The sequence below is a fragment of the Streptomyces sp. NBC_01003 genome, assembly GCF_045162695.1.
Lineage (GTDB): Bacteria > Actinomycetota > Actinomycetes > Streptomycetales > Streptomycetaceae > Streptomyces.
Genome location: NZ_CP108707.1, coordinates 3623340 through 3648787 on the forward strand (window position 1 = coordinate 3623340; position 25448 = coordinate 3648787).

General features: G+C 70.9%; 22 protein-coding genes and 5 tRNA genes. 9 read left to right on the top strand and 18 right to left on the bottom strand.

All coding sequences use genetic code 11. The annotated features are described in order from the left end of the window. Positions 1-51: 51 nt before the first annotated feature. On the bottom strand, positions 52-1722 hold the full coding sequence (locus tag OG698_RS16485; protein ID WP_406103720.1) for a DAK2 domain-containing protein: 1671 nt from the start codon (positions 1720-1722) through the stop codon (positions 52-54). Between the two features lie 247 nt (positions 1723-1969). Here OG698_RS16485 and rpmB point away from each other — a divergent pair, with 247 nt between their 5' ends. From rpmB to OG698_RS16500, 3 genes are all read left to right on the top strand, one after another. Next, positions 1970-2155: a 50S ribosomal protein L28 gene (gene rpmB, locus OG698_RS16490; RefSeq protein ID WP_003951095.1), complete on the top strand. Its 186-nt coding sequence runs from the start codon at positions 1970-1972 to the stop codon at positions 2153-2155. Between the two features lie 131 nt (positions 2156-2286). Then, positions 2287-5307, top strand: coding sequence for a BTAD domain-containing putative transcriptional regulator (locus tag OG698_RS16495; RefSeq protein ID WP_406103721.1), 3021 nt, complete (start codon positions 2287-2289; stop codon positions 5305-5307). Positions 5308-5342: 35 nt separating this feature from the next. After that, the gene (locus OG698_RS16500) at positions 5343-6599 is read left to right on the top strand and encodes an FAD-dependent monooxygenase (protein WP_406103723.1); all 1257 of its coding nucleotides are present in this window, start codon (positions 5343-5345) and stop codon (positions 6597-6599) included. A 5-nt stretch (positions 6600-6604) separates the two neighbouring features. On the opposite strand, the gene OG698_RS16505 is transcribed toward OG698_RS16500, so the two are convergent. Next, positions 6605-7570: a thiamine-phosphate kinase gene (locus OG698_RS16505; RefSeq protein ID WP_100595034.1), complete on the bottom strand. Its 966-nt coding sequence runs from the start codon at positions 7568-7570 to the stop codon at positions 6605-6607. A gap of 224 nt (positions 7571-7794) precedes the next feature. Here OG698_RS16505 and OG698_RS16510 point away from each other — a divergent pair, with 224 nt between their 5' ends. Then, a complete protein-coding gene (locus tag OG698_RS16510) occupies positions 7795-8028 on the top strand; it encodes an Lrp/AsnC family transcriptional regulator (protein ID WP_016642988.1) in 234 nt (77 codons plus the stop codon). Positions 8029-8048: 20 nt separating this feature from the next. Further along, positions 8049-8540 (top strand): DUF3515 domain-containing protein, encoded by a 492-nt coding sequence (locus OG698_RS16515; protein ID WP_399972021.1) that lies wholly within the window; start codon positions 8049-8051, stop codon positions 8538-8540. A 21-nt stretch (positions 8541-8561) separates the two neighbouring features. Here the strand turns inward: OG698_RS16515 and OG698_RS16520 are convergent, their stop codons facing one another. Genes OG698_RS16520 through OG698_RS16530 form a run of 3 tightly spaced genes read right to left on the bottom strand, consistent with a single transcriptional unit; the run spans position 8562 to position 11583 of the window. After that, on the bottom strand, positions 8562-9719 hold the full coding sequence (locus OG698_RS16520; RefSeq protein WP_326773938.1) for a D-alanine--D-alanine ligase family protein: 1158 nt from the start codon (positions 9717-9719) through the stop codon (positions 8562-8564). 56 nt (positions 9720-9775) lie between these two features. Beyond that, positions 9776-10786: an NAD(P)H-dependent glycerol-3-phosphate dehydrogenase gene (locus tag OG698_RS16525; protein ID WP_406103726.1), complete on the bottom strand. Its 1011-nt coding sequence runs from the start codon at positions 10784-10786 to the stop codon at positions 9776-9778. Beyond that, a complete protein-coding gene (locus tag OG698_RS16530) occupies positions 10783-11583 on the bottom strand; it encodes a lysophospholipid acyltransferase family protein (RefSeq protein ID WP_399972015.1) in 801 nt (266 codons plus the stop codon). Before OG698_RS16530 ends, OG698_RS16525 begins: the two co-directional genes overlap by 4 nt. A gap of 165 nt (positions 11584-11748) precedes the next feature. On the opposite strand from OG698_RS16530, the gene cofC reads away from it, so the two are divergent. Continuing rightward, positions 11749-12384 carry a 2-phospho-L-lactate guanylyltransferase gene (gene cofC / locus OG698_RS16535; protein WP_406103728.1) on the top strand — a complete coding sequence of 212 codons (636 nt, stop codon included), beginning with the start codon at positions 11749-11751 and terminating at the stop codon, positions 12382-12384. 13 nt (positions 12385-12397) lie between these two features. Further along, complete coding sequence (locus OG698_RS16540) at positions 12398-12601, top strand: hypothetical protein (protein WP_399972010.1); 204 nt, start codon at positions 12398-12400, stop codon at positions 12599-12601. A 112-nt stretch (positions 12602-12713) separates the two neighbouring features. On the opposite strand, the gene OG698_RS16545 is transcribed toward OG698_RS16540, so the two are convergent. The 4 genes from OG698_RS16545 to leuC form a co-directional block, all read right to left on the bottom strand. Further along, the gene (locus OG698_RS16545; protein ID WP_406103730.1) at positions 12714-13379 is read right to left on the bottom strand and encodes an HU family DNA-binding protein; all 666 of its coding nucleotides are present in this window, start codon (positions 13377-13379) and stop codon (positions 12714-12716) included. Between the two features lie 138 nt (positions 13380-13517). Next, positions 13518-13748 (bottom strand): hypothetical protein, encoded by a 231-nt coding sequence (locus tag OG698_RS16550; RefSeq protein WP_406103732.1) that lies wholly within the window; start codon positions 13746-13748, stop codon positions 13518-13520. Between the two features lie 269 nt (positions 13749-14017). Beyond that, the gene (gene leuD / locus OG698_RS16555) at positions 14018-14611 is read right to left on the bottom strand and encodes a 3-isopropylmalate dehydratase small subunit (protein WP_100595028.1); all 594 of its coding nucleotides are present in this window, start codon (positions 14609-14611) and stop codon (positions 14018-14020) included. Between the two features lie 6 nt (positions 14612-14617). After that, positions 14618-16048, bottom strand: a complete 1431-nt coding sequence (gene leuC, locus OG698_RS16560; protein ID WP_406103734.1) for a 3-isopropylmalate dehydratase large subunit — start codon at positions 16046-16048, stop codon at positions 14618-14620. 185 nt (positions 16049-16233) lie between these two features. Here leuC and ndgR point away from each other — a divergent pair, with 185 nt between their 5' ends. Then, entirely contained in the window at positions 16234-16950 is a 717-nt protein-coding gene (gene ndgR, locus OG698_RS16565; RefSeq protein ID WP_100595026.1) for an IclR family transcriptional regulator NdgR, read from the top strand. 150 nt (positions 16951-17100) lie between these two features. Here the strand turns inward: ndgR and OG698_RS16570 are convergent. The 9 genes from OG698_RS16570 to OG698_RS16610 all read right to left on the bottom strand — a co-directional run bounded on the left by OG698_RS16570 (position 17101) and on the right by OG698_RS16610 (position 20994). Further along, positions 17101-17173, bottom strand: a tRNA-Glu gene (locus OG698_RS16570). Between the two features lie 28 nt (positions 17174-17201). Further along, positions 17202-17273 (bottom strand) — tRNA-Gln (locus OG698_RS16575). 30 nt (positions 17274-17303) lie between these two features. Then, a tRNA-Glu gene (locus tag OG698_RS16580) sits at positions 17304-17376 on the bottom strand. Positions 17377-17438: 62 nt separating this feature from the next. Continuing rightward, positions 17439-17511 (bottom strand) — tRNA-Glu (locus tag OG698_RS16585). A 41-nt stretch (positions 17512-17552) separates the two neighbouring features. Beyond that, positions 17553-17624, bottom strand: a tRNA-Gln gene (locus OG698_RS16590). An 88-nt stretch (positions 17625-17712) separates the two neighbouring features. Beyond that, positions 17713-18450 (bottom strand): HAD family hydrolase, encoded by a 738-nt coding sequence (locus tag OG698_RS16595; RefSeq protein WP_406103737.1) that lies wholly within the window; start codon positions 18448-18450, stop codon positions 17713-17715. Positions 18451-18460: 10 nt separating this feature from the next. Beyond that, on the bottom strand, positions 18461-19936 hold the full coding sequence (gene gltX / locus OG698_RS16600; RefSeq protein WP_406103739.1) for a glutamate--tRNA ligase: 1476 nt from the start codon (positions 19934-19936) through the stop codon (positions 18461-18463). Continuing rightward, complete coding sequence (locus OG698_RS16605; RefSeq protein WP_100595023.1) at positions 19929-20705, bottom strand: fumarylacetoacetate hydrolase family protein; 777 nt, start codon at positions 20703-20705, stop codon at positions 19929-19931. The genes gltX and OG698_RS16605 overlap by 8 nt, the downstream gene beginning before the upstream one ends. A 91-nt stretch (positions 20706-20796) precedes the next feature. Next, positions 20797-20994 (bottom strand): hypothetical protein, encoded by a 198-nt coding sequence (locus OG698_RS16610; RefSeq protein WP_406103741.1) that lies wholly within the window; start codon positions 20992-20994, stop codon positions 20797-20799. A gap of 578 nt (positions 20995-21572) precedes the next feature. On the opposite strand from OG698_RS16610, the gene OG698_RS16615 reads away from it, so the two are divergent. After that, entirely contained in the window at positions 21573-25439 is a 3867-nt protein-coding gene (locus tag OG698_RS16615) for a nitrate- and nitrite sensing domain-containing protein (RefSeq protein ID WP_406103743.1), read from the top strand. The last annotated feature ends 9 nt before the right edge of the window (positions 25440-25448 follow it).

Sequence of the window (25448 nt, forward strand, 5' to 3'; positions counted from 1 at the left end):
CGTCAGGGAATTGGGGCTCGCGGCTTCGCGGGCTCCCATTCCCGGACGCTCTCACTCGACACCGATGAGCATGAGCGCCGAGTTCCGCCCACCCCGGTAGACCACGGTGTCGACGGCCAGGTACGTCTCGCGTACGTGCCGTTCGAGCTGTTCTGCGACCTCGTCGGGCACGTCGTCGCCGAGGACGAGGGTGACCATCTCGCCGCCCGCGGCCAGCATCCGGTCGAGGGTCGTACGGGCCGTCCGCGTGACGTCTTCGCCGATCACGGCGACGTCCCCGTCGATGAGGCCGAGGAAGTCCCCGGCCTGGCAGATGCCGGCCATCGTCCACGACTGCCGCTCGGCGACGGCCAGTTCGGCGTAGCGGGTCGCGCCGGCCGCCGACGTCATCGCGACGACGTCCTCGTCGAAGCGCCGCTCCTTCTCGTGGACGGCGAGCGCGGCGATGCCCTGGATCGCGGACCGGGTGGGGATCAGGGCGACCCGTACGCCTTCGGTGCGGGCCTGCTCGGCCGCGGCGGCGGCGGTGTGGCGCAGCTCGGCGTCGTTCGGCAGGAGCACCACCTCGCGCGCGTGCGCCCGCCGGATCGCCTCGACCAGTTCCCCGCTGCCGGGCGCCTCGCCGGGCCGCTCGGGTACGACGGTGGCGCCCGCCTCGCTGTACAGGCCGGCGAGCCCCTCTCCCGGGACCACGGCGACGATCGCGCGCTGGGCGGGTTCCCCGGTGGGCGCGGAGCCGGTGGTGGGGTGCGTCATATGGGCGTCGCCGACGGCGAAGTGCGTGATGCGGATGCGGTACGGGCGGCCGGCCTCGACGCCCGCCTCGACGGCGGCGCCCGCGTCGTCGACGTGCACATGGACGTTCCACAGTCCGTCGCCGCCGACGACGACGAGGGAGTCGCCGAGGCCGTCGAGCCGGGTCCGCAGCCGCGCGACGGCCTGGTCGTCGGCCTCCAGGAGGTAGATGACCTCGAAGGCGGGCCCTTCGCCGTCCACGCACTCCCGGGGCTGGTCGGCGGCCACGCGCGCGTGGTGCACGCCCCGGACACCCGGACGTGCCACCGGATCGCCCGACAGCGCCTCGGTCAGCGCACCGAGCACGGCCACGAGCCCGCGCCCGCCCGCGTCCACGACACCTGCGCGCCCCAGGACCGCCAGTTGCCCTGGCGTCGCGTCGAGCGCCGCGCAGGCACCGTCGTACGCGGCACGGGCCACGTCACGGCAGTCGCCGCCCGGCCCGCCGGAGATGTCCGCGGCATCCGCAGCGGCGGCGGCCACCGTCAGGACCGTGCCCTCCACCGGGTGCGCGACCGCCTCCCGGGCGGACTCGGCGGCCCGGCGCAGTGCGCGGCGCAGGCCGTGCCCGTCGGCCCTTTCGCTGTGATCCGCCTCACCGCCGGCGTCGCCCGCGAGCACCTGGGCCATGCCGCGGAGGAGCTGAGCGAGGATCGTTCCGGAGTTTCCGCGGGCCCCGATCAGGGCTCCGTGGGCCATCGCGTGGACGACGTCGGGCAGCGTGGGCGGTGCGGGTTCTAGACCCGTGAAGACGGCTTCCACGGCCTGTACGGCGGACTCGACGGTCAGGTAGAGATTGGTGCCTGTGTCCCCGTCCGCGACGGGATAGACATTGATCGCGTCGATCTCCTCGCGGTCCCGCCCGAGCGCCTCCAGGGCCAGTGCGCACCAGGCGCGCACCGCGTGGACGTCGAGCACCTGCGGCACCTGCGCCTCCTAGAGCAGCCGAACTGGCATCGCAGCGTAGACCCCGGAGGGGGTTCCTCCGGAAGAGGGCCCGGGACGGCAACCGGGTCAACCATGGTAGTTTCGTTCTACCGAAGCAGCCGTTGTATGCTGCTCCGGTTGCCCGATATCCATCGGGCCTTCCCCTGGCACCGCCACTCAGATCCTCCGATCCGATCCCGGCATGCCGGGATCAACCGTAAGTGCATCTGAAGTCTTGGAGTGACCCGTGGCTGCCAACTGCGACGTCTGCGGCAAGGGGCCGAGCTTCGGCAACAACATTTCGCACTCGCACCGCCGTACGTCCCGTCGCTGGAACCCGAACATCCAGCGTGTGCGTGCAGTGGTCGGGCGGACGCCGAAGCGGCTCAACGTCTGCACCTCGTGCATCAAGGCCGGCAAGGTCTCGCGCTGACGTAACGCGTAGCGCGGCCACCTAGCTGGTTGCTTGAAGGACCGGTCCCCTCGGGGACCGGTCCTTTTTTATGCCATGAAGAGTCCCGGCTCTTCATGTCGGGAAGAGTCCCGGCTGCCACAATCTGCCCAATGCGCTTCGGCATCCTCGGCCCCCTCGACGTACGCGCCCCCGACGGCACCCCGCTGGACCCGGGCGGTCCGCGTCCGCGCGCGCTGCTGACGCTGCTGCTCCTGGAGGCGGGCCGGACCGTTTCCGCCGCGCGCCTGATCGACGGCCTGTACGGGGACGAGCCTCCGGCCGGCGCCGCGAACGCGCTCCAGTCCCAGGTCTCACGGCTGCGCAAGCGGCTCTCCCTCGATATCGAGGCGACCCCGGCGGGCTACCGGCTGGCCGTCGGTCCGGACGACGTGGACGTGCACCGCTTCGAGCGGCTGGCCGCCGAGGGCGAGCGGTCGCTCTCGTCCGGGGACCCTTCCCTGGCGTCCGCGCTCCTCGGGGAGGCGCTCGGGCTCTGGCGCGGACCCGCGCTCGCCGATCTCCCCGCCGCCTTCGGCAGCCGTCTCGACGAGGTCAGGCTCACCGCCGCCCAGACCCGTATCGAGGCGGAACTCGCACTCGGCTCGGGTGGCGGTCTCGTCCCTGAGCTGCGGGAACTGATCGCCGCACACCCCCTCGGCGAGCGCCTCTACGGTCAGTTGATGCGCGCCCTCCACGCGGACGGGCGGCCGGCCGAGGCGCTCGCCGTGTACGAGGAGGTGCGCCGCGTCCTCGCCGACGAGCTGGGCGCCGATCCGTCGGCGGAGCTCTCGGCGCTGCATCTGGAACTCCTTCGGGTGCGCGAACCCGCGCGCGGGCGGGGCGTTCCCGCGCAGCTGACCCGATTCGTCGGGCGGACGGACGAACTCTCCCGGATCGACGCGCTGCTCGCGGGGTCCCGGCTCGTGACGCTGACGGGTCCGGGCGGGGCGGGCAAGACCCGGCTCGCGGCCGAGGCCGCGCGGGACAGAGCCGACGTGTGCTGGGCCGAGCTGGCACCCCTCGCCGACGGGGAGCAGATGCCGTACGCGCTGCTCGCGGCGCTTGGGGTGCGTGAGGGGTTCCGGGGGCCTCAGGGGGATCCGGTCGCGCGGCTGATCGACGCGCTGGAGGGGCGCGACGTGCTGCTCGTGCTCGACAACTGCGAGCATCTCGTCGACGACGCGGCCCGCACCGCGGTCGTGCTGCTCGGCGCGTGCCCCGGGCTGCGGATCCTCGCCACGAGCCGGGAGGCGCTCGGCATCACCGGTGAGGCACTGTGCCCGGTGCCGCCGCTCGCGGCCGGTCCCGCCGCGCGCCTTTTCATGGACCGGGCGGCCGCCGTACGGCCCGATGCCGATCTGCACGCGCGCGTGGAGGCCGTTCACGGGATCTGCGAGGCCCTCGACGGGCTGCCGCTGGCGATCGAACTCGCCGCGGCCAGGCTGCGGACGCTCACCGTCGACGAACTCGCGGCCCGCCTCGGTGACCGCTTCCGGCTGCTGTCCCGCGGCGACCGGACCAAGGCGCCCCGGCATCGCACGCTGCGCGCGGTCGTCGAGTGGAGCTGGGAGCTGCTCGACGAGGAGGAGCGGGATCTCGCGCGGCGGATGGCCGTGTTCGCCGGAGGGTCGTCCGGGGGCGCGACGCTCGCCGCGGTCGAGGCCGTGTGCGGGGTGCCCTACCCGGAGGACCTGCTGGCCTCGCTCGCGGAGAAGTCCTTCCTGGAGGCGGCCGGCGGGCGCTACCGGATGCTGCAGACCATCCGGGCGTTCTGCGCGGAGCACCTGGCCGACGAGGGGGAGTCGTCGCGGCTGCGGGACGCGCACGCCGCGTACTTCCAGGGACTGGCGGCGCAGGCGGAGCCGTATCTGCGCGGCGGCGGGCAGCTGCCGCGGCTGGCCGCGCTCGGGGCCGAGCAGGACAACCTGTCGGCGGCCCTGCGCCATCTCGTGCGCGCGGACCCGCGTGCGGCGCTGCGGCTGATGGCGGACCTGTCCTGGTTCTGGCGGCTGCGCGGGCTGCACGGCGCGCATGTCCCGCTGGCGCGCGAGCTGCTCGCGGCGCTCGGGGACGAGCCGCCGGAGGACCTTGCCGAGGAGTACGTCCTGTGCGTGATCAACACAGTCACGGGCGAGGGCAACGACCCGCGTGAACCGGAGCGCCTGGCGCGCGCGGAGGCCGTGCTCGCATCCCGGGACCACGCGTTGCGGCGGCCGTTCGTGGTGGTCCTGTGGTCGGTGGCGTACGGGCCGCAGCACGCCGTGCAGGAGCGGGTGCGCCGACAGGTCGGCGAGGCGCCCTGGGGGCTCGCGCTGCTCGATGTCGGCCTGGGCTTCCAGGAGTGGTTCGCGGGGCGCCCCGTCACGTCGGAGGAGCATTTCGAGCGGGCGCTCGACGGCTTCCGGGCGACCGGGGACCGGTGGGGCATGGCCAACTGCCTTGATCCGCTGGGCATGTTCGCGGACTGGCGCGGCGACCGGGAGCGGGCCCTGGCTCTCCTTGACGAGGGTCTCGCGCACGTGGCCGCGCTCGAAGCCCCTGAGGAGACCGCCGATCTGCTCCACCGGCGCGCGTACGTCCTGCTCCATCAGGGCCAACTCATCGACGCCGCCGACCACTTCACGCGCTCCGCCGCGATGGCGCGTACGGCGGCCGTCCCCGACAAGGTGGCTAGCGCGCGGCGCGGGCTCGGCGACGTGGCGCGGATCGGCGGAGACACGGAGCACGCGCGCGTGCACTACGAGGCGGCTCTCGAACTGTGCGCCGCGAACTGGTTCAGCGTCGGCGAGACCGTGCGGACCCTCATCGGTCTGGGCCGCGCCGCCCTCGCCGCGTCCCGGCCCGACGAGGCCCGCGACTGGTTCGAGCAGGGCCTCGCGCTCTGCGACGGCCCCACGCGTGCACTCGAACTCGCCGATGCGGCCGAGGCGTTGGCCTCCGTGGCGCAGGATCCGCGCGAGGCCGCGGTGCTGCTCGGGGCCGGTGCGGGCCTGCGCGGCCGCGCGCTCGCCGGGGACCCGGACGTCGCCCCCGTAGAGGCGCGGGTCCGTGCGGCGCTCACTACGGAGACGTACGAGAAGGCGTTCGAAGAGGGCCGGGCGATGCGGTCAGCGGCGGTCAGCCGACGGTAAGCGGGCTGTCAGGGGCGCCCGCGACGCTCGGGGACATGAAGACCACAGACACCGCGTACGCATCGACCCGACTGTCCCACCTCGACGTCCTGGTCTCCGGCGCCAGCGTCGCCGGTCCCGCCGTCGCCCTCGCCCTGTCCCTGCACGGAGCCCGCGTCACCGTCGTCGAGAAGGCCCCCGCCCTGCGCGAGGGCGGATTCGCCGTCGACTTCCGTGGCTGGGTGCACCGCACGGTCCTGACCGCGCTCGGCATTCACGACGACATCCACGCGCGCCAGACCCACATGGGCCGCCAGACGGTCGTCGACGCCGACGGCACCCCGCGCCTCGATCTGCCGGCAGAACTGATGAGCGGCGACGTGGAGATCTTCCGCGGCGACCTCTCCCACATCTTGCACGAGCACGGCAAGGACTCTGTGGAGTACGTCTTCGGTGACTCGATCGCCACCCTGACCCAGGACGACAACGGGGTCGACGTCACCTTCGAGCGCGCGGCGCCCCGCCGCTTCGACCTCGTCGTGGCGGCCGACGGACTGCACTCCCCCACCCGCCGCCTCGTGTTCGGCGACGAGTCGCGGTACCTGCGCTTCCTCGACCACTACGTGGCCGGCTTCGGCATCCCCAACCACCTGGGCCTCGACCGCACCGGCCGGTTGTACAGCGACCCGGGCCGGGCGGTCTCCGTCAGCAACTACGACGGTGACCCGGACCGCGCGGGCGCGCTCCTGGTGTTCCGCTCCGAGCCCCTCGACCACGACCGCAGGGACCTGGACCAGCAGAAGCGGATCCTCGCGGAGCGGTTCGCCGGGATGGGCTGGGAGGCACCGCGGGTCCTCGAGGCGCTGGAGGACGCGGACGACCTGTACTTCGACGCCATCGCGCAGATCCACGTCGACCGGCTCACCAAGGGCCGCGTGGTCCTGCTCGGCGACGCCGGGTACGGCGCCACGATGGGCGGCATGGGCACCGGCGTCGCGATCGTCGGCGCGTACGTCCTGGCCGGTGAACTGGCCCTGGCCGGCGGCGATCACCGCACCGCGTTCGCCGCCTACGAGGCGCAGATCGGGGACTTCGCGAAGGGCTGCCAGAAGATCTCGGGCAACGCGGGCCCCTTCTTCGCCCCGCCCACCGAGCGGAAGATCCGCAGCCGCGACCGGATGTACCGGCTGCTCAGCTCCCGCCTGATGGCCGGGTTCTTCAAGCGCCTGACGGAGAAGGCCGCGACCGCGCTCGACCTGAAGGACTACCCGGCCCTGCTGAACGCACCGGCCGCCGTCGTGCGCGGCCGGTGAGCCCGTCAGGCCTCGATGTCCCCGAAGTGGTCCCAGCCGCCCTTGTTCGTCCAGGGCGCGCCGTCGACCGTCACCTGGGGCAGCGCCGACGGGTTGAGGACCTCGCCGATCACCTTCCAGCGGGCCGGCAGCTTCACGTCCGGCGGGAAGGTGGCCACGATCGCGTGGTCCTCTCCCCCGGTGAGCACCCACTGGATGGGGTCGACACCGACGGCCTGCCCGATGTCGTTCATCTGCGAAGGCACGTCGACCTTGCCGGACTTGATGTCGATACGGACCTTGCTGGCCTCCGCGATGTGCCCCAGGTCGGCGATGAGGCCGTCGCTGACGTCGCACATGGCGGTGGCGCCGAGCCCGGCGGCCGCGGGGCCCGCGTGGTACGGCGGTTCGGGCCTGCGGTGGGCCTCGACGAAGGCCCGGGGCGAGCGGAAGCCGCGTGAGAGGACCGCGTGCCCGGCCGCGGACCAGCCGAGCCAGCCGGTCACCGCGACGACGTCGCCGGGCTGTGCGCCGGCGCGCGTGACCGGCTCGTGGTTGCGCATGTCGCCGAGCGCGGTGATCGCGACGGTGATGGTGTCACCACGAACGACATCGCCTCCGACGACGGCGGCCCCCGCGACCTGGCACTCGTCGCGCAGGCCGTCCATCAGCTCGTTCGGCCAGCTGGCGGGGAGTTCGGCGGGGACCACGAGGCCCAGCAGGAGCGCGGTCGGGACGGCGCCCATGGCGGCGATGTCCGCGAGGTTCTGCGCGGCCGCCTTGCGTCCGACGTCGTAGGCCGTGGACCAGTCGCGGCGGAAGTGCCGCCCTTCGAGGAGGATGTCCGTGCTCACGACGACCCTGCGGTCCGGCGCGGCCACCACGGCCGCGTCGTCGCCCGGGCCGAGTCGTACGGCCGGGGTGGTGGTGAGCCGGGAGGTGAGCTCTCGGATGAGCCCGAACTCGCCCAGCTCGCCGACGGTGCCCTTCATGCGCGTACTGCCCCTTCTGCCCCGGTCCGCTTGCGGTCGCGAGCCGTCTCTGTCATCGGTACGGTCATTGTCGTGGGCGGGACCGTCCCGTTGACCGGTGCCCGCCGTCCGTAAGTCGCAGTGTGTACGCCACAGCCACCGCGGGTCTCCCCGCGGCGAGCGGCGACGCGATACCGTGGCGTCTCTTCTCCCCACATGATCCTCGTGGCCGCCCTGGAGGTTCCGTGGTACAGGCGTACATCCTGATTCAGACCGAAGTCGGCAAGGCGTCGACCGTAGCCGAGCTGATCGGCAAGATCCCGGGGGTGATCCAGGCCGAGGACGTGACAGGTCCCTACGACGTCATCGTGCGCGCGCAGGCCGACACAGTCGATGAGCTGGGCCGCATGGTGGTCGCCAAGGTCCAGCAAGTGGACGGCATCACCCGCACCCTGACCTGCCCGGTCGTGCACTTGTAGCCCCCGTCTAACCTTGGCCGGTGAACTTCTTCCGTCACCGGCCCCGTCTTGCCACCGGGCTCCCCGCCCTGGCCCTGCTGCTCGCCGTCTCGGGCTGCTCCTCAGCAGACGACACGGCGCACGCAGCGGTTCCCACCCCTGACGCCAAGGTCACCGACCTGTGCCGCAACCTGCACAAAAGGCTTCCGGACACGGTGGACGGGCACGGAAGGAACGACCCCTCTCCGCGGTCCGAGCTGACCGCGGGGTGGGGAGATCCGGCGATCATACTGCGCTGCGGTGTCGAACGGCCCGCGCTGATGGACGACCCCCAGGCCCTGCCGGTGAAGGTGAACGGCGTGGGCTGGGCGTACGAGAAGCGCGACGACGGCACGCAGGTGCTCACGACGACTCTGCGGGTCGCCTACGTGGAGGTCACCCTGCCCAAGGAGCTGGCCGCCGAGGGGGCCTCGCCCCTGGTCGACTTCGCCGATCCCGTCAAGAAGGCGATCCCCGAAGGGATCGCCGACTGACGTGCGTGCTCCGCTACGGGGCTAGCGCAGTCCCGTGGAGCGGTTCAGCGCCGCCTGGATGAGGCGGTCCACCAGCTCCGGGTAGCTCACGCCGCTCTCCTGCCACATGCGCGGGTACATGGAGATCGGGGTGAAGCCGGGCAGCGTGTTGATCTCGTTGATCACGAACTCGCCGTCCTCGGTGAGGAAGAAGTCGGCGCGCACGAGGCCTTCGCAGGACGCCGCGTCGAACGCCTCGACCGCGAGCCGCTGCACCTCGGCCGTCTGCTCGTCGGTGAGCGGCGCGGGCACGATGCCGGACGCCGAGTCGATGTACTTGGCCTCGAAGTCGTAGAAGTCGTGGGCCTGGACCGGCGGGATCTCGGCCGGCACGCTCGCGCGCGGCCCGTCCTCGAACTCCAGGACTCCGCACTCGATCTCGCGGCCGACGAGCGCCGCCTCCACGATGATCTTCGGGTCGTGGCTGCGGGCCTCCTCGATCGCCTCGTCGAGGCCCTCGAAGGAGTCGACCTTGGTGATGCCGATCGACGAACCGGCGCGCGCGGGCTTGATGAACAGGGGCCAGCCCTGCTCGCCGACGAAGTCGGCGACGCGGCGCCGCGCGCCTTCGCGGTCCTGCTCCCACTCGCGCGGCCGGATCACCAGGTAGGGGCCGACCTTCAGCCCGAACGAGGTGAACACGCGCTTCATGTAGTCCTTGTCCTGGCCGACGGCCGAGGACAGGACGCCACAGCCGACGTACGGCGTCCCGGACAGGTCGAGCAGGCCCTGGATGGTGCCGTCCTCGCCGTACGGGCCGTGCAGGACGGGGAACACGACGTCGACGTCGCCGAGGGCCTTGGGCACGGAGCCGGGCTCCGTGTAGACGACCTCGCGGCTCGACGGGTCGACGGGCAGCACGACCCCGCCCTCGGCGGACTCGGCGAGCTCGGCGACGTCCGGCACCTTGCGGTCGGCGATGGCCATCCGCTCGGGATCGTCGGCGGTCAGCGCCCAACGCCCCTCCCGCGTGATGCCGATCGGCAGCACGTCGTACTTGGTGCGGTCGATGGCCCGCAGTACGGCGCCTGCGGTGACGACGGAAACGCCGTGCTCGGAGCTGCGACCGCCGAAGACGACGGCCACACGGGGCTTCTGGCCCGACGGGCGGCTGCTCTGGGGAAGGTTCTCGCTGCTCATATCGCGTTGAGCGTACCTGCTGGTAGCAGCGGAGTCAGCGTCCGGCGAGACCCGCGTCAGCGCCGTTCGGGCTTGGCGCTGCGCGACATCATCTCCTTCAGGGCGACGACCGGGGACTTCCCCTCGTGCACGATGCCGACGACGGTCTCGGTGATCGGCATGTCGACGCCGTGCCGGCGCGCCAGGTCGAGCACCGACTCGCAGGACTTGACGCCCTCGGCGGTCTGCTTGGTGACCGCGATGGTCTCCTGGAGGGTCATTCCCCTGCCCAGGTTGGTGCCGAAGGTGTGGTTGCGCGACAGGGGCGACGAGCAGGTGGCGACGAGGTCGCCGAGGCCCGCGAGCCCGGAGAAGGTGAGCGGGTCGGCGCCCATGGCGAGGCCGAGCCGGGTGGTCTCGGCGAGGCCGCGCGTGATGAGGGAGCCCTTCGCGTTGTCGCCGAGGCCCATGCCGTCGGCGATGCCGACCGCGAGCCCGATGACGTTCTTCACTGCTCCGCCGAGCTCGCAGCCGATCACGTCGGTGTTCGTGTACGGCCGGAAGTACGGCGTGTGGCAGGCGGTCTGGAGGCGCTGCGCAACCGATTCGTCGCTGCAGGCGACGACGGCGGCGGCGGGCATCCGGGCGGCGATCTCGCGGGCGAGGTTGGGGCCGGTGACGATGGCGATGCGGTCCTCGCCGACCTTGGTGACGTCCTCGATGACCTCACTCATCCGCATGGCGGAGCCGAGTTCGACGCCCTTCATGAGGGAGACGAGGACCGTGCCGGGCGCGAGCAGCGGTGTCCACTCGGCGAGGTTGGCGCGCAGCGTCTGTGAGGGCACGGCGAGCACCGTGAACTCGGCGCCGGCCGCGGCCTCGGCGGCGTCGGTGGTCGCCCTGATGTTGCCGGGGAGTTCGATGCCGGGGAGGTAATCGGGGTTCGTACGCGTGGAGTTGACCGCTTCGGCCAGTTCGGGCCTGCGCGCCCACAGGGTGACGTCGCACCCCGCGTCGGCGAGCACCATGGCGAAGGCCGTACCCCAGGAGCCGGTTCCGAAGACGGCCGCCTTGACGGGTGGGGTCACTTGCTCTCCTCAGGACTTCCGTGCTCGATGGCGGGCGAACCGGCCTGTTCCGTAAGGGTGTTGGCCCCGGCGGCCTTGCGGCGCTGCGCGATGCGCGCCTCACGGGGGTCGTAACGCCGCTGCGGGGGCTGCTCGCCGCGCAGTTCACCGAGCAGTCCGGTGACCGCCGTCATGATGACCTCGGTGGCCTCCTTGAGGAGTTCCGGGGTCATCTCCCTGTCGTAGAACCGCTCCAGGTCGACGGGCGGTCCGGCGAGGACGTGGTGCGTCTTGCGCGGCAGCAGGTCGGGCTTCTTCGCGTACGGCGCGAGCACGAGGTTGGCGCCCCACTGGGCGACGGGAATCACGGGGCACTTGGTCTGCAGTGCCACGCGCGCGACGCCCGTCTTCGCGGTCATGGGCCACAGGTCCGGGTCGCGGGTGAGGGTGCCCTCGGGGTAGAAGGCGACGCACTCCCCGCGCTCGACGGCGTCGATGGCGGCACGGAACGCGCTGAGCGCATTCGTGGTCTCGCGGTATACGGGGATCTGTCCGGTGCCGCGCATGATGGCGCCGATGAACCCCTTCTTGAAGAGGCCGTGCTTGGCGAGGAATCGCGGAACGCGTCCGGTGTTGTACTGGAAGTGCGCGTACGCGAACGGGTCCAGATGCGAATTGTGGTTCACCGCGGTGATAAAGCCGCCGTCGGCCGGAATGTTCTCCATTCCGCGCCAGTCCCGCTTGATCAGAACCACGAGCGGCGGTTTAGCGATGACCGCCGCCAGGCGGTACCAGAAGCCGATTCTGCGGCGGGACACTCGGACACCTTCCTCTATGGACCCTTGAAGGCCCTCTCGGACCTGGTCGGCCGCACAAGTGTCGCCCCAGGCCGCCGGTCTGTCGAGAACACCGTACGCCCGCGCGTTTATGCCCACCTCACGCGCCGGGCCACAATGAGCGCGACCCGAAGGGACGGACCTCACGTGCAGTGGACCCTGGTGATCCCGCTGAAACCCCTGGTGCGGGCCAAGAGCAGGCTGGCGCCCGCGGCGGGGGACGGGGTGCGTCCCGGACTCGCGCTGGCGTTCGCGCAGGACACCGTGGCCGCCGCGACCGCCTCGGCCGGGGTGCGGGATGTGGTGGTAGTCACGGACGACGAGCTCGCCGGGAGGGAGCTGGCCGCCCTGGGCGCCCTGATCGTCCCCGATACCCCTGGAGCGGGCCTGAACGCCGCCCTGGCACACGGTGCGGCTGCGGCGCGGGCCCGGCGCCCGGATGCGGCCGTCGCGGCGCTCAACGCCGATCTGCCGGCTCTGCGGTCGGCGGAATTGTCCCGGGTTCTTGCAGAGGCCGCGCTATTTCCCCGCGCATTTCTCCCCGATACGGCGGGAATCGGGACGACTCTTCTCAGTGCGGGTCCCGGCAATGAATTGCGCCCGGCATTCGGCACCGCGTCCCGAGCCCGCCATGCCGCGTCGGGTGCAATGGAACTCCCGCTGACGGGCGTCGACTCCGTTCGCCAGGACGTGGACACCGGCGAGGACCTGCGGGCGGCGCTGTCGCTCGGCGTCGGCCCGCGCACGGCGGGGGCGGCCGCCGGGCTGCTGATCCCGGACTGAGTACGCTGCCTGCATGCAGGCCACCGCGTACACATACGACTCCGACTCCCGCTGCGGCAGCGTGCTGCTCGACGACGGCACCCCCGTGCCCTTCGACGCCCCGGCGTTCGACGCGGGCGGTCTCCGACTGCTGCGCCCCGGGCAGCGGGTCCGTATCGAGGTCGAGGGTGAGGGAGAGGCGCGGCGCATCACTCTGGTGACGCTGCAGACGCTCTGAGCCCCTGGTGAGCTGGGCTTCCGCATGAACCGGGCTTTCGCGAAACACCGCGGGCCGGGCTCCCCGAGGGGAGCCCGGCCCGGCGCGTGAGGGGCCCTTGAGGCCGTCGCCCTTACTTCTTGCGGGCGGTGGTCTTCTTGGCAGTCGTCTTGCGCGCAGTGGACTTCTTGGCGGGCGCCTTCTTGGCCGTGGCCTTCTTGGCAGGCGCCGTCTTCTTCGCGATGGCCTTCTTCGCAGCGGTCTTCGCCGGAGCGGCCTTCTTGGCGGTGGCCTTCTTCGCCGTGGCGGTGGCCTTCTTGGCGGTGGTCTTCTTCGCCGTCGCCGTGGTCTTCTTCGCCGTCGCCTTCTTGGCGGTGACCTTCTTGGCGGTGACCTTCTTCGCCGCCGCCTTCTTGGCGGTCGTGGCCTTCTTGGCCGCGGCCTTCTTGACCGTCGCCGAAGCACCGCCGGTCAGGCTGCCCTTGGGCGCCTTCTTCACGGCCACGTCGTTCTTCGGGAGCTTCTTCGAGCCCGCGACGAGGTCCTTGAAGCCCTGACCGGCACGGAAACGCGGAACGGAGGTCTTCTTGACCCGTACGCGCTCACCCGTCTGCGGGTTACGGGCGTAGCGGGCCGGGCGGTCGACCTTCTCGAACGAGCCGAAGCCGGTGACCGAGACCCGGTCCCCGCTGACGACGGCACGGACGATGGCGTCCAGGACCGCGTCGACGGCGTCCGCGGCCTGCTGACGGCCGCCGACCTTGTCGGCAATCGCTTCTACGAGCTGCGCCTTGTTCACGTCTTCCCCTTCGGAGACATTGCCGGAACGTATCCGGTCCGGCTTTTTCGCACGTTAGGCAGATATATACCGCAAATCAAACACGAAACGGGCTAATCACCCTTGTGCCGCAACGAACTCGGGCTGTCTCGAAGTTCTTCAGTGGTCCTCTTGTGGGAATCGACCCTCGTCGAGGTCCACCATGAATCGGTCCAGTCGCCTTGCCGCATCGGCGAGATCGTGCTTGGCCGCGGCCGTAATGACCAGCAGCTTCCGGGTCAGCGCCATCCGTACGCCCTCCGGGACTTGCAGTGCGCGCACCCTGGAGTGCGCTTCCTTGAGTTGGTCCGCGACCGCCGCATAGAGCTGGAGTTGGCCGTCGTGTTCCATGCACAGATTGTGCCATCTGGGGCGAGTTGTCGCCTCCGCAGGGGGTAACTGCCGTCCCTGGCGGGGCTCCTGGACCCCTTCGCGGGGCGTACGCGCACGAGCGCCACGAGGCGCGCGCACCTCGTGAACACCCTTGAAAACACGGGGAGTTGAGACCTCCGGAACGGCACTTGGCGAGCGGTCGGAGGCCGGACACAGCTGTACCCCCAACCGTCCACGATTGGGGGTACAGATGCTTGTTGCGATGGCCGGAATCAGCCTTGCAGAGTTCAGATCTGCACGGTCTGCGGCTTGAACGACGGACGCTTGGACTCGTAGTCCGCGATGTCGCCCTCGTTCTGGAGCGTGATGCTGATGTCGTCCAGGCCGTTCAGCAGCCGCCAGCGCGCGTTCTCGTCGAGTTCGAAGGCCGCGGTGACTCCCTCGGCCCGTACTTCACGCGCCTCCAGGTCGACCGTGATCTCGGCCTGGGGGTCGTTCTCCACGAGAACCTGCAGCGCGTCCACGACCTTCTGGTCGAGCACCACCGTGAGCAGGCCGTTCTTGAGCGAGTTGCCGCGGAAGATGTCGGCGAACCGCGAGGAGATGACGGCCTTGAAGCCGTAGTTCTGCAGCGCCCACACCGCGTGCTCGCGGGAGGATCCGGTGCCGAAGTCAGGACCTGCCACCAGGACCGTGGCGCCCTCGCGTTCGGCCTTGTTCAGCACGAACTCGGGGTCCTTGCGCCAGGCCTCGAAGAGCCCGTCCTCAAAACCGTCCCTGGTGACCTTCTTGAGCCAGTGGGCGGGGATGATCTGGTCGGTGTCGACGTTGCTGCGGCGCAGCGGGACGGCCCGGCCGGTGTGCGTGGTGAATGCTTCCATGGCTGATCAGACTCCAGCGGGCGTACGGGCGTCAGTGTCGGACAGGTCGGCCGGAGAGGCCAGGTGGCCGAGCACCGCGGTGGCGGCGGCGACCTGGGGCGAGACCAGGTGGGTACGGCCGCCCTTGCCCTGCCGGCCCTCGAAGTTGCGGTTCGAGGTGGACGCGGAGCGCTCGCCGGGGGCGAGTTGGTCGGGGTTCATGCCCAGGCACATCGAGCAGCCCGCGTGCCGCCATTCGGCGCCGGCCTCCTTGAAGACCTTGTCCAGGCCCTCGGAGACGGCCTGCAGACCCACCCGCGCGGAGCCGGGAACGACCAGCATCCGTACGCCGTCGGCGACCTGGCGGCCCCCGACGATCTCGGCGACGGCGCGCAGGTCCTCGATACGGCCGTTGGTGCACGAACCTACGAAGACGGTGTCGACCTTGATGTCGCGCAGCGGCTGCCCGGCGATCAACCCCATGTATTCCAGGGCCTTTTCGGCGGCGTGGCGCTCCGAAGCGTCCTCGTACGAAGCAGGGTCGGGGACGTGCGCCGACAGGGGCGAGCCCTGGCCGGGGTTGGTGCCCCAGGTGACGAACGGCGACAGCGCGGCGGCGTCGATGACGACCTCGGCGTCGAATTCCGCGTCGTCGTCCGTCTTCAGCGTCTTCCAGTACGCAACCGCTGCGTCCCAGTCCTCGCCCTTGGGGGCGTGCGCACGGCCCTCGAGGTAGGCGAAGGTGGTCTCGTCGGGGGCGATCATGCCCGCGCGGGCACCGGCCTCGATCGACATGTTGCAGATGGTCATGCGGGCTTCCATCGAGAGCTTCTCGATGGCGGAGCCGCGGTACTCCAGGATGTAGCCCTGGCCGCCGCCCGTACCGATCTTCGCGATGATGGCGAGGATCAGGTCCTTGGCGGTGACGCCCTCGGGCAGCTCGCCGTCGACGGTGATGGCCATCGTGCGGGGACGGGCCAGCGGCAGCGTCTGGGTCGCCAGGACGTGCTCGACCTGGGAGGTGCCGATACCGAAGGCCAGCGCGCCGAACGCGCCGTGCGTGGACGTGTGGGAGTCGCCGCAGACGACCGTGGTGCCCGGCTGGGTCAGGCCCAGCTGGGGGCCGACGACGTGCACGACGCCCTGCTCGACGTCACCCAGCGAGTGCAGGCGCACACCGAAGTCGGCACAGTTCTTGCGCAGCGTCTCCAGCTGGGCGCGCGAGACCGGGTCCGCGATCGGCTTGTCGATGTCGAGGGTCGGGGTGTTGTGATCCTCGGTGGCGATGGTGAGGTCGAGGCGCCGCACCTGGCGACCGGTCTGGCGCAGGCCGTCGAAGGCCTGCGGGCTGGTCACCTCGTGCAGCAGGTGCAGATCGATGAAGAGGAGGTCGGGCTCGCCCTCGGCGCGCCGGACGACGTGGTCGTCCCAGACCTTCTCCGCGAGTGTCCTACCCATCGCTTTCCCTCCGGCCGGCATCGTGAGCCGGCCCAACTAGAGATCGTGGTCGCCGACGTCCGTACCCCTCGTACCGAACGTGAACGTCCCGGCCCGTTGGTCTGCGGGCCGCTGTAAGTACAGGGTGTCAAGTTTCACGGGAAATTGAACTTGCGTTTCACAGAGTGAGACGCGAGTATCGACGCATGGACAACTCTAGCGGCGTCGGCGTTCTGGACAAGGCGGCCCTTGTTCTCAGCGCCCTGGAGTCCGGTCCGGCCACCCTCGCGGGGCTGGTCGCGGCGACCGGACTGGCAAGACCCACGGCTCACCGTCTCGCCGTGGCACTGGAACACCACCGCATGGTGGCGCGTGACATGCAGGGCCGTTTCATCCTCGGCCCGCGCATGGCCGAGCTGGCCGCGGCGGCGGGCGAGGACCGCCTGCTCGCGACGGCGGGCCCGGTGCTCACCCACCTACGCGACGTGACGGGCGAGAGCGCGCAGCTCTATCGCCGGCAGGGCGACATGCGTATCTGCGTCGCGGCCGCCGAGCGTCTGTCGGGCCTCAGGGACACCGTCCCGGTGGGCTCCACACTCACGATGAAGGCGGGCTCGTCTGCGCAGATCCTGATGGCATGGGAGGAGCCCGAGCGCCTCCACCGCGGCCTCCAGGGCGCCCGCTTCACGGCGACGGCCCTGTCGGGCGTACGGCGCCGCGGCTGGGCCCAGTCGATCGGCGAGCGGGAGCCGGGCGTCGCGTCCGTCTCCGCGCCGGTGCGCGGCCCCTCGAACCGCGTCGTGGCGGCGGTCTCGGTCTCCGGACCGATCGAGCGCCTGACGCGCCACCCGGGCCGGATGCACGCGCAGGCCGTCATCGACGCGGCGGGCCGCCTCTCCGAGGCCCTGCGCCGCACCGGCTGACTCTCCCCACCACACCGCTCCCCCTCGGGCCGGCCGCTTCAACGCCGCAGCGACCGGCCCGAGTTGAGACTTGGCGGGAGCTCACGGGCACACGCTCCGGACAACACGAAGAGGCCCTCCCCTGCTGGGGAGGGCCTCTTGTTTGCCTTGTACCCCCGACCGGATTCGAACCGGCGCTACCGCCTTGAGAGGGCGGCGTGCTAGGCCGCTACACAACGGGGGCAAGGATCTTGTGCCGTCACGCGATCCAGCTGGGCTACCAGGACTCGAACCTAGAACAACGGAACCAGAAACCGTCGTGTTGCCAATTACACCATAGCCCAATGCGATCCAGGCCTGGATGGCCCGATCAGTACCCCCGACCGGATTCGAACCGGCGCTACCGCCTTGAGAGGGCGGCGTGCTAGGCCGCTACACAACGGGGGCCCTAGCGATCCTGCATGAGAAACAGCGGGTGCGACCCGGACTGTCCCCCTGGGAAGGATCTGTACCCCCGACCGGATTCGAACCGGCGCTACTGCCTTGAGAGGGCAGCGTGCTAGGCCGCTACACAACGGGGGCTTTGCGGATCTGGAATCCGCGATGCAGATAAGCTCTGCGAGCTGGCCTACCAGGACTCGAACCTAGACTAACGGAACCAGAAACCGTCGTGCTGCCAATTACACCATAGGCCATCAAAAAGCAACCCCTTGCGAGGGTTCTGTTTGATTTACGCTTCCGGGTCCGGCCGGTCGGCCCGTTTCCCTTGGCGCAGGAAGAACATTACCCGAAGGTGGACGGCGCTCCAAAACGGGTATCCGGGGCCAGCAGGGCGGGGAGCTGGTCGAGCGCCGTGATGCGCGTGAGTTCGGGACGGCCACCGGTCCGCGCGCGGTCCAGCCAGATGCCGGTGAGCCCCGCCTCCTCGGCGCCGCGGGCGTCGGTGTCGGGCTGGTCGCCGACGTACGCGACCTCGTGCGGGGGCAGTTCCAGGGCCTCGCAGGCGGCGTGGAAGGCGGCGGCCTGCGGTTTGGCCACGCCGAGTTCGGCGGCGCAGACGACGGCCTCGAAGCGGTCCCTGACGCCGAGGACGCGCAGCTTGCGGTCCTGGTTGTGGAGCGAGGAGTTGGACAGGACCGCGTGCCGGTAGCGGTCCGCGAGGAGGTCGAGCACGGGGACGGTGTCGGGGAACAGTGCCCAGGCGGCCTCGTAGTGGACGATGTAGCGCCCGAACCAGGCGTCCGCCTCGGCGTCGTCCATGGTGTCGGCGTCGTCGGCGCCGCGCCCCACGAAGGCCCGTACGCGATCGCGGCGCTGGCCCTCCCAGTCGGTCTCGCCCGACTCGAAGCGCGCCCAGTGCTCCCGGGTGAGGGTGCGCCAACGGGCGAGGGCCTGGCCGACGGAGGTGAATCCGTCGGCCAGGCCCTCGGCCCGAAGGTGTTCCCGCATTCCCGCGCGGTCCGCGTTCGCGTAGTCGAAGATCGTGTCGTCTACGTCCCAGAGGACCGCGCGGATCGGCATGTGACCGAGCTTAGGCCGTGAGCTTGGCCAGGGCTGCGTCGATGCGGGTCAGGGTCTTGTCCTTGCCCAGGATCTCCAGGGACTCGAAGAGGGGCAGGCCGACCGTGCGGCCGGTGACGGCGACGCGGACCGGGGCCTGCGCCTTGCCGAGCTTGAGGCCGTGCTCCTCGCCGGCGGCCAGGACGGCCTCCTTGAGGGCGTCGGCCGACGTCCAGTCGGCGGCCTCGAGCTTCGCGCGGGCCGTGGTCAGGAGGCCGGCCGCGTCGCCCTTCATGGCCTTGGTCCAGGACGCCTCGTCCTCCACCGGCTCCTTGAGGAACAGGAAGTCGACGTTGGCCGTGATGTCGGACAGGACCGTCACGCGGGTCTGCGCGTGGGGGGCGATGGCCTCCCAGGCCGCCTGGTCGAAGTCCTCGGGCGCCCAGTTGGCGAACGGGGCGCGCAGCCAGGGCTCGCAGGCCGCCGCGAACGCCTTCACGTCCAGCATGCGAATGTGGTCGCCGTTGATCGACTCGGCCTTCTTGAGGTCGAAGCGGGCCGGGTTCGCGTTGACGTCCGCGAGGTCGAACTTCGCGACCATGTCCTCGATGGAGAAGACGTCCTGGTCGGCCGAGAAGGACCAGCCGAGCAGGGACAGGTAGTTGAGCAGTCCCTCGGGCAGGAAGCCGCGCTCGCGGTAGAGGTTGAGCGAGGCCTGCGGGTCGCGCTTCGAGAGCTTCTTGTTGCCCTCGCCCATGACGTACGGGAGGTGGCCGAAGGCGGGGGTGAGCTTCGCGATGCCGAGCTCGGTGAGCGCCTTGTAGAGGGCGATCTGGCGGGGCGTGGAGGAGAGCAGGTCCTCGCCGCGCAGGACGTGGGTGATCTCCATCAGGGCGTCGTCGACCGGGTTGACCAGCGTGTACAGCGGGGCGCCGTTCGCGCGGACGATGCCGAAGTCCGGGACGTTCTCCGGCTGGTAGGTGATCTCGCCGCGGACCAGGTCCTCGAAGGTGATCGCCTCGTCGGGCATACGGAAACGGACGATGGGCCGGCGGCCCTCGGCCTCGTACGCGGCGATCTGCTCGGCGCTCAGGTCGCGGCAGTGGCCGTCGTAACCGGAGGGCTTGCCGGCGGCGCGGGCGGCGTCGCGGCGGGCGTCGAGCTCCTCGGTGGAGCAGTAGCAGCGGTACGCGTGGCCGGCGGCCAGGAGCTTCTCGGCGACGTCCTGGTAGATGTCCATGCGCTGCGACTGGCGGTACGGCGCGTGGGGGCCGCCGATCTCGGGGCCCTCGTCCCAGTCGAAGCCCAGCCAGCGCATCGAGTCGAGGAGCTGCTCGTACGACTCCTCGGAGTCGCGGGCCGCGTCGGTGTCCTCGATGCGGAAGACCAGGGAGCCCTGGTTGTGCCGGGCGTAGGCCCAGTTGAACAGCGCCGTGCGGACCAGGCCCACGTGGGGGTTGCCGGTCGGGGACGGACAGAAACGTACGCGGACGTTCGCGTTAGCCACGCTTGATCACCTTGTTGGTGAGAGTGCCGATGCCTTCGATGGTGACGGCGACCTCGTCGCCGACGTTGAGCGGGCCGACCCCTTCCGGGGTGCCCGTGAGGATCACGTCGCCGGGGAGCAGCGTCATGGCCTCGGAGATGTTGACGATCAGGTCCTCGATCGAGTGGATCATCTGGGACGTGCGGCCGAGCTGGCGCTGCTGTCCGTTGACCGTGCACTGGATCGTCAGGTCGCTGGGGTCGAGGTCCGTCTCCACCCAGGGGCCGAGCGGGCAGGAGGTGTCGAAGCCCTTGGCCCTGGCCCACTGCTTCTCGCGCTTCTGGACGTCACGCGCGGTGACGTCGTTCGCGCAGGTGTAGCCGAGGATGACGTCCTTGACGCGCTCGCGCGGGACCTCGCGGCACATGCGGCCGATGACGACGGCGAGCTCGGCCTCGTAGTGCAGTTCCTGCGAGAAGGAGGGGTACGCGATCTGGTCGCCGGGGCCGATCACCGAGGTGGACGGCTTGAAGAACGCGAAGGGGGCGTCCGGGACCTCGTTGCCCAGTTCCTTCGCGTGTTCCGCGTAGTTGCGGCCGAAGGCGACGACCTTGTTCGGGAGCACCGGCGGCAGAAGCCTGACCTTGCTCAGCGGGACCTTCGTGCCGGAGAGTTCGAAGTCCGCGAACGGGATGCCCTTGATGATGTCGAGGACAAGCTCGTCAGGCTTGTCGCCCTCGACCGCGCCGAAGGCGACATTGCCGTCGATGGAGAATCTGGCGATGCGCACGGGTGCCTTGCGCCCCTCTACTTCCGCTGGCTGGAGTCTGACGCCCCAGGCTAACGCGGCTCGGGCACCCGGCCTCGCGGATTGCCGCGCGTCAGGAGGCGACGGGAGTCTGCTCCGGGGCTTCCATCAGGATGGCGCGGCGCGGGTTGGCCGTCTGCGCGGGGAGGTCGACGGAGTACTCCGGCTGCTCCGGTGCCGCCTGCAGCTCGTCGGCGTCCTTGAGGTGCATCAGCGTCGTACGCCGCGGGTTGGCGATGTTGCGGAACATCGCGGACTTCACAGTCTTCATGTGTCGCTCGTGACCTTGTCGGTGCGGGCGCCCGCAGGGCGCCGGTTGTCGGATTCGCCATCCCTGTAAAGCGTCAGGCTAAACATCTGATTCCCGTCGAAAGAGAGGAAGAGACGATGTTCTTCATGTGAGTTTGCTCACCAGAGGGTGGACAAAAGTTTCAATTCAGACCCGAAGTGCGCCGTATCGAAACGGGCATTCCGCCACTGAAGCAACCATTCCGCTCCCGATCATGGCGACTGGGACACCCCCGGGGCGTAGGTGGAACGTCAGTAAAAGTCCGTTATCGACGAGATCACTTTCTACGTCTCGTGACGCACCCCTCACAAGGCGTCACACTGGTACCGCCCTGACGCTCGGCCCTTGTTGGAGATCCTGCACTGTGCTGGAATTCGCGGGACCGCCGCGAGATCGAGCCGGCGCGCACGGGGCGCAACGCAGCGCCGAGTCGCGGCGGGAAGGGGGAGCAGCGCCGGTCACCGACGACCGAAGGGGGCGTGTCCGCTCGCCCCCGAACTACGCCGACACCGTCCCGTCCGCGCACGCGGGGGACGCCTGGTCCAGAGGTTGCGACGCTAGTGCAGGGACGTAAGAACAGGGATGGCAGCGCTGCGGCGGAGCCGGAGCCGCGCGGCGGGACTGGCCCGATGACAGGCAGTTCCTCACCCCAGCACGCCCAGAACCCGGGCCGGACCGCCTCCGTCGAGGGCAGTACCGCCTCCTCGGCCGCGCCCAAGGCCGCCGCGAAGCCGAAGAGCCCGAGCGGCCCCGGCTCGCGAATAGCGCTGCGCAACTGGCGTATCTCCACCCGCCTGGTGTCGCTGCTCGCCCTCCCCGTGGTCGCCGCGACCTCCCTCGGCGCGCTGCGTATCGGCGAGTCGATGAGCGACATCCAGCAGCTCGACAACATGAAGCTGCTGACCGACATGACCAAGCAGGCCACCGAGCTCGCGTCCGCGCTCCAGGAGGAGCGCGACCAGTCGGCCGGCCCGCTGGCCAACGGCGGCAAGGCGACCGAGGACTACACCGTCAGGGGAGCGCGCGAGAAGACCGACCGCGCGCGCAAGGCCTTCATGGAAGGCACGTACGAGATCACCGACGGGACCAGCAACAGCGGTCTCGACGGTGTGCAGGACCACGTCACGCAGATCGCCGGCCAGCTCAACAACCTCAAGGGCATCCGGCAGGACGCGTTCCAGGACCGCAGCACCTCGTCCCAGACGATCGACGCCTACAGCCGCCTCGTCGAGCAGCTCCTGTCGCTGTCCACCGACATGGCGCAGGCGACCAGCAACCCCGAGATGATCAAGCGCACGCGCGCCCTGGCGTCGTTCTCCTCCGCCAAGGAGTACGCGTCCGTGCAGCGCGCCGTCATCGCGGCCGCCCTGCCCCCGAACGACCGTGACTTCGGCAAGCTCTCCGAGACCGACCGCCGCTACGGCGAGTCCGCGCTGGAGAACCAGGAGTCCGACCTCAAGGGCTTCAGCTCCGTCTACGGAAACGTCGCCGCCACCGAGCTGATGAAGCCCATCGACTCGGGCAACGCGACGATCAAGGCCGCCGACCAGTACGCCCGCCGCGCCCTCAGCCAGGAGGGCGGCATCAGGATCCAGGACAAGCGGTCCTACAAGGACTGGGTCGACGCGGACAGCCAGCGTCTGCAGGAAATGTCCAAGATCGAGCTGACGCTGCTCAACCAGATGGAGCAGCAGGCCCGCGAGCTGCGCAACGAGTCCGAGCGCACGGCCATCATCAACGGTGCGCTGATCCTGCTCGTCCTCGGCGTCTCGCTCGTGGGCGCGTTCGTCGTGGCCCGCTCCATGATCCGCTCGCTGCGCCGGCTCCAGGACACCGCGACCAAGGTCGCCCAGGACCGCCTGCCCGAGCTGGTCAAGCAGCTGTCCGAGTCGGACCCGCAGGACGTCGACACCTCCGTCGAGTCCGTCGGTGTGCACTCGCGCGACGAGATCGGCCAGGTGGCCTCGGCCTTCGACGACGTGCACCGCGAGGCGGTCCGTCTGGCCGCCGAGCAGGCCCTCCTGCGAGGCAACGTCAACGCGATGTTCACCAACCTCTCGCGCCGTTCGCAGGGTCTTATCCAGCGCCAGCTCTCGCTCATCTCCGAGCTGGAGTCGCGCGAGGCCGACCCCGACCAGCTGTCCTCGCTGTTCAAGCTCGACCACCTCGCGACCCGCATGCGCCGTAACGGTGAGAACCTCCTCGTTCTCGCCGGTGAGGAGCCCGGCCGTCGCTGGACCCGCCCGGTCCCGCTGGTCGACGTGCTGCGCGCCGCCGCCTCCGAGGTGGAGCAGTACGAGCGCATCGAGCTGGCCTCGGTCCCCACGACCGAGGTCGCCGGACGCGTCGTCAACGACCTCGTGCACCTGCTCGCCGAGCTGCTCGAGAACGCGACCTCGTTCTCCTCGCCGCAGACCAAGGTCAAGGTCACCGGTCACGCGCTGCCCGACGGCCGTGTGCTCATCGAGATCCACGACACCGGTATCGGCCTCTCCCCCGAGGACCTCGCCGCGATCAACGAGCGGCTCGCGTCGCCGCCCACCGTGGACGTGTCGGTCTCGCGCCGCATGGGTCTGTTCGTGGTCGGCCGTCTGTCGCAGCGTCACGGCATCCGTATCCAGCTCCGCCCGTCCGACTCCGGTGGTACGACGGCGCTCGTCATGCTGCCCGTCGACGTCGCCCAGGGTGGCAAGAAGGCTCCCGGCAAGCCCGGTCCCGGCGCCGCCTCCGGTGGCCCCGCCGCCGCGCAGGCCGCCGCCGGTGTGGCCGCCGCACGGCGTGGGGTCGGCGCGGGTGCGGGTCCGCAGGGCGGTCCCGGTGGTGCGGGCCGGCTCGGTCCCGGCGCGGCGCGTCCGCAGGTCGCGGGCTCGGGTCCGCGCGCGGCGCTGCCCGGCCGTGACGGCAACGGGCCGCAGGCCGGTGGTCCGCAGGCCGGTGGTCCGCAGGCGCCTCAGTCTCCTCAGTCCCAGCAGTCCCAGCAGTCCCAGCAGTCCCCTCAGCAGGGTCGTCCGGCTCCGGCCGGCGTGTTCGGCGCGCAGGGCCCGCAGGGCGGTCCCGGCCAGGGCCGGCCGCAGGGTGGTCAGGGCCTCGGTCAGGGCGGCCCGGGCCAGAACGGTCCCGTGCCGCCCCAGCAGCGTACGAACCAGGCGCCCGAGCAGAGCAGCAGGCCGGTCCTGCCGCCGCGTGGCGGTCCCCGTGCCGAGCTGCCCGGGGGCAACCCCCAGCCGCGCGTGCCGAGTTGGGGCAACGACGACGCGCAGCCGCCGGTGCCGCGCGCCTCGCTCGACGCGCCGCGCGGGCACGAGGAGCCGGACTCCACGTCACAGTTCCCGCGGGTGGACGACCGTCAGGGCCCCGGCTCGACGGCCGAGTTCACCCGGCCCGACTTCGATGGGCCGCGTCCCGGCGCGCCCGCCCCGCACGACCACGGTCAGGGCCAGGGTCAGGACACGGGGGCGTTCGTCCGTAACGACGTCTTCGGCGGCCACCAGGGCCAGTCGCAGAACCCGAACCACCTGCAGCCCCAGAACCAGCCGCAGAACCCGAACCACCAGACCGGCCAGTTCGCGGCGCCCGGCTTCGGTGACGGTCAGCGCCCCGGCGCTCAGGACCCGTCCACCACCGGCCAGTTCGCGGCCCCCGGTCAGAACAACGGCGGGCGTCCGCGTCAGGACGGCCAGTTCCCCGGCGGCGACGGCTTCGGGCAGCCGCAGCAGGGACAGGGCCAGGGTCAGTCGCAGGGCCGCCCCGCCGGTCCCGCGCGTGACCTGCCGCAGCTCGGCTCCCGGGACGCGGCGGACTTCTCGATGCCGCGCCCGCCCGTCCAGGGCGGTCAGGACCAGGGCTTCCCGGCGCAGCCGCAGGCCCCCGGCCGGCAGGACGACCTGCCGCCCGCCGGACCCGGCGACGGCCGCACGCCGCTCTTCGACACCCTTGAGACCAACTGGTTCCACGGCCAGCAGGCCCCGCAGCAGCAGGACCGGCCGCAGGCGCCCGCACCCCAGCAGAACAACGGCCGGCCGGGCGGCCTGCCGCAGCGCTCGCCGCAGCAGCCCCAGCCGCCCGCCGCCTCCCCCGCGCCCGCCCGCCCGGCGGCCGCCGCACCCGCGGCGCCCCAGCAGGCTCAGGCGCCCGCCAACTGGCGCCAGTCGCCCAACGACGAGCTCGGCCGCCAGGCCGAGCGGGTCCGCCAGCCCTCGGCCGGCGGAGTCACCGTCTCCGGGCTTCCGCGTCGCGTCCCGCGTGCGAACCTCGTCGCGGGTACGGCTCAGCAGCAACAGCACCAAACCGGTCCGCAGGTCTCGCGTTCGCCTGATGACGTTCGCGGCCGGCTGACCAATCTCCGTCGGGGCATCCAGCAGGGTCGCCAGGCCGGTACGGGCCAGACCGGCAGCTTCCCCAGCCCCACTCACCAGCAGGAGCGTTAGTTGACCCAG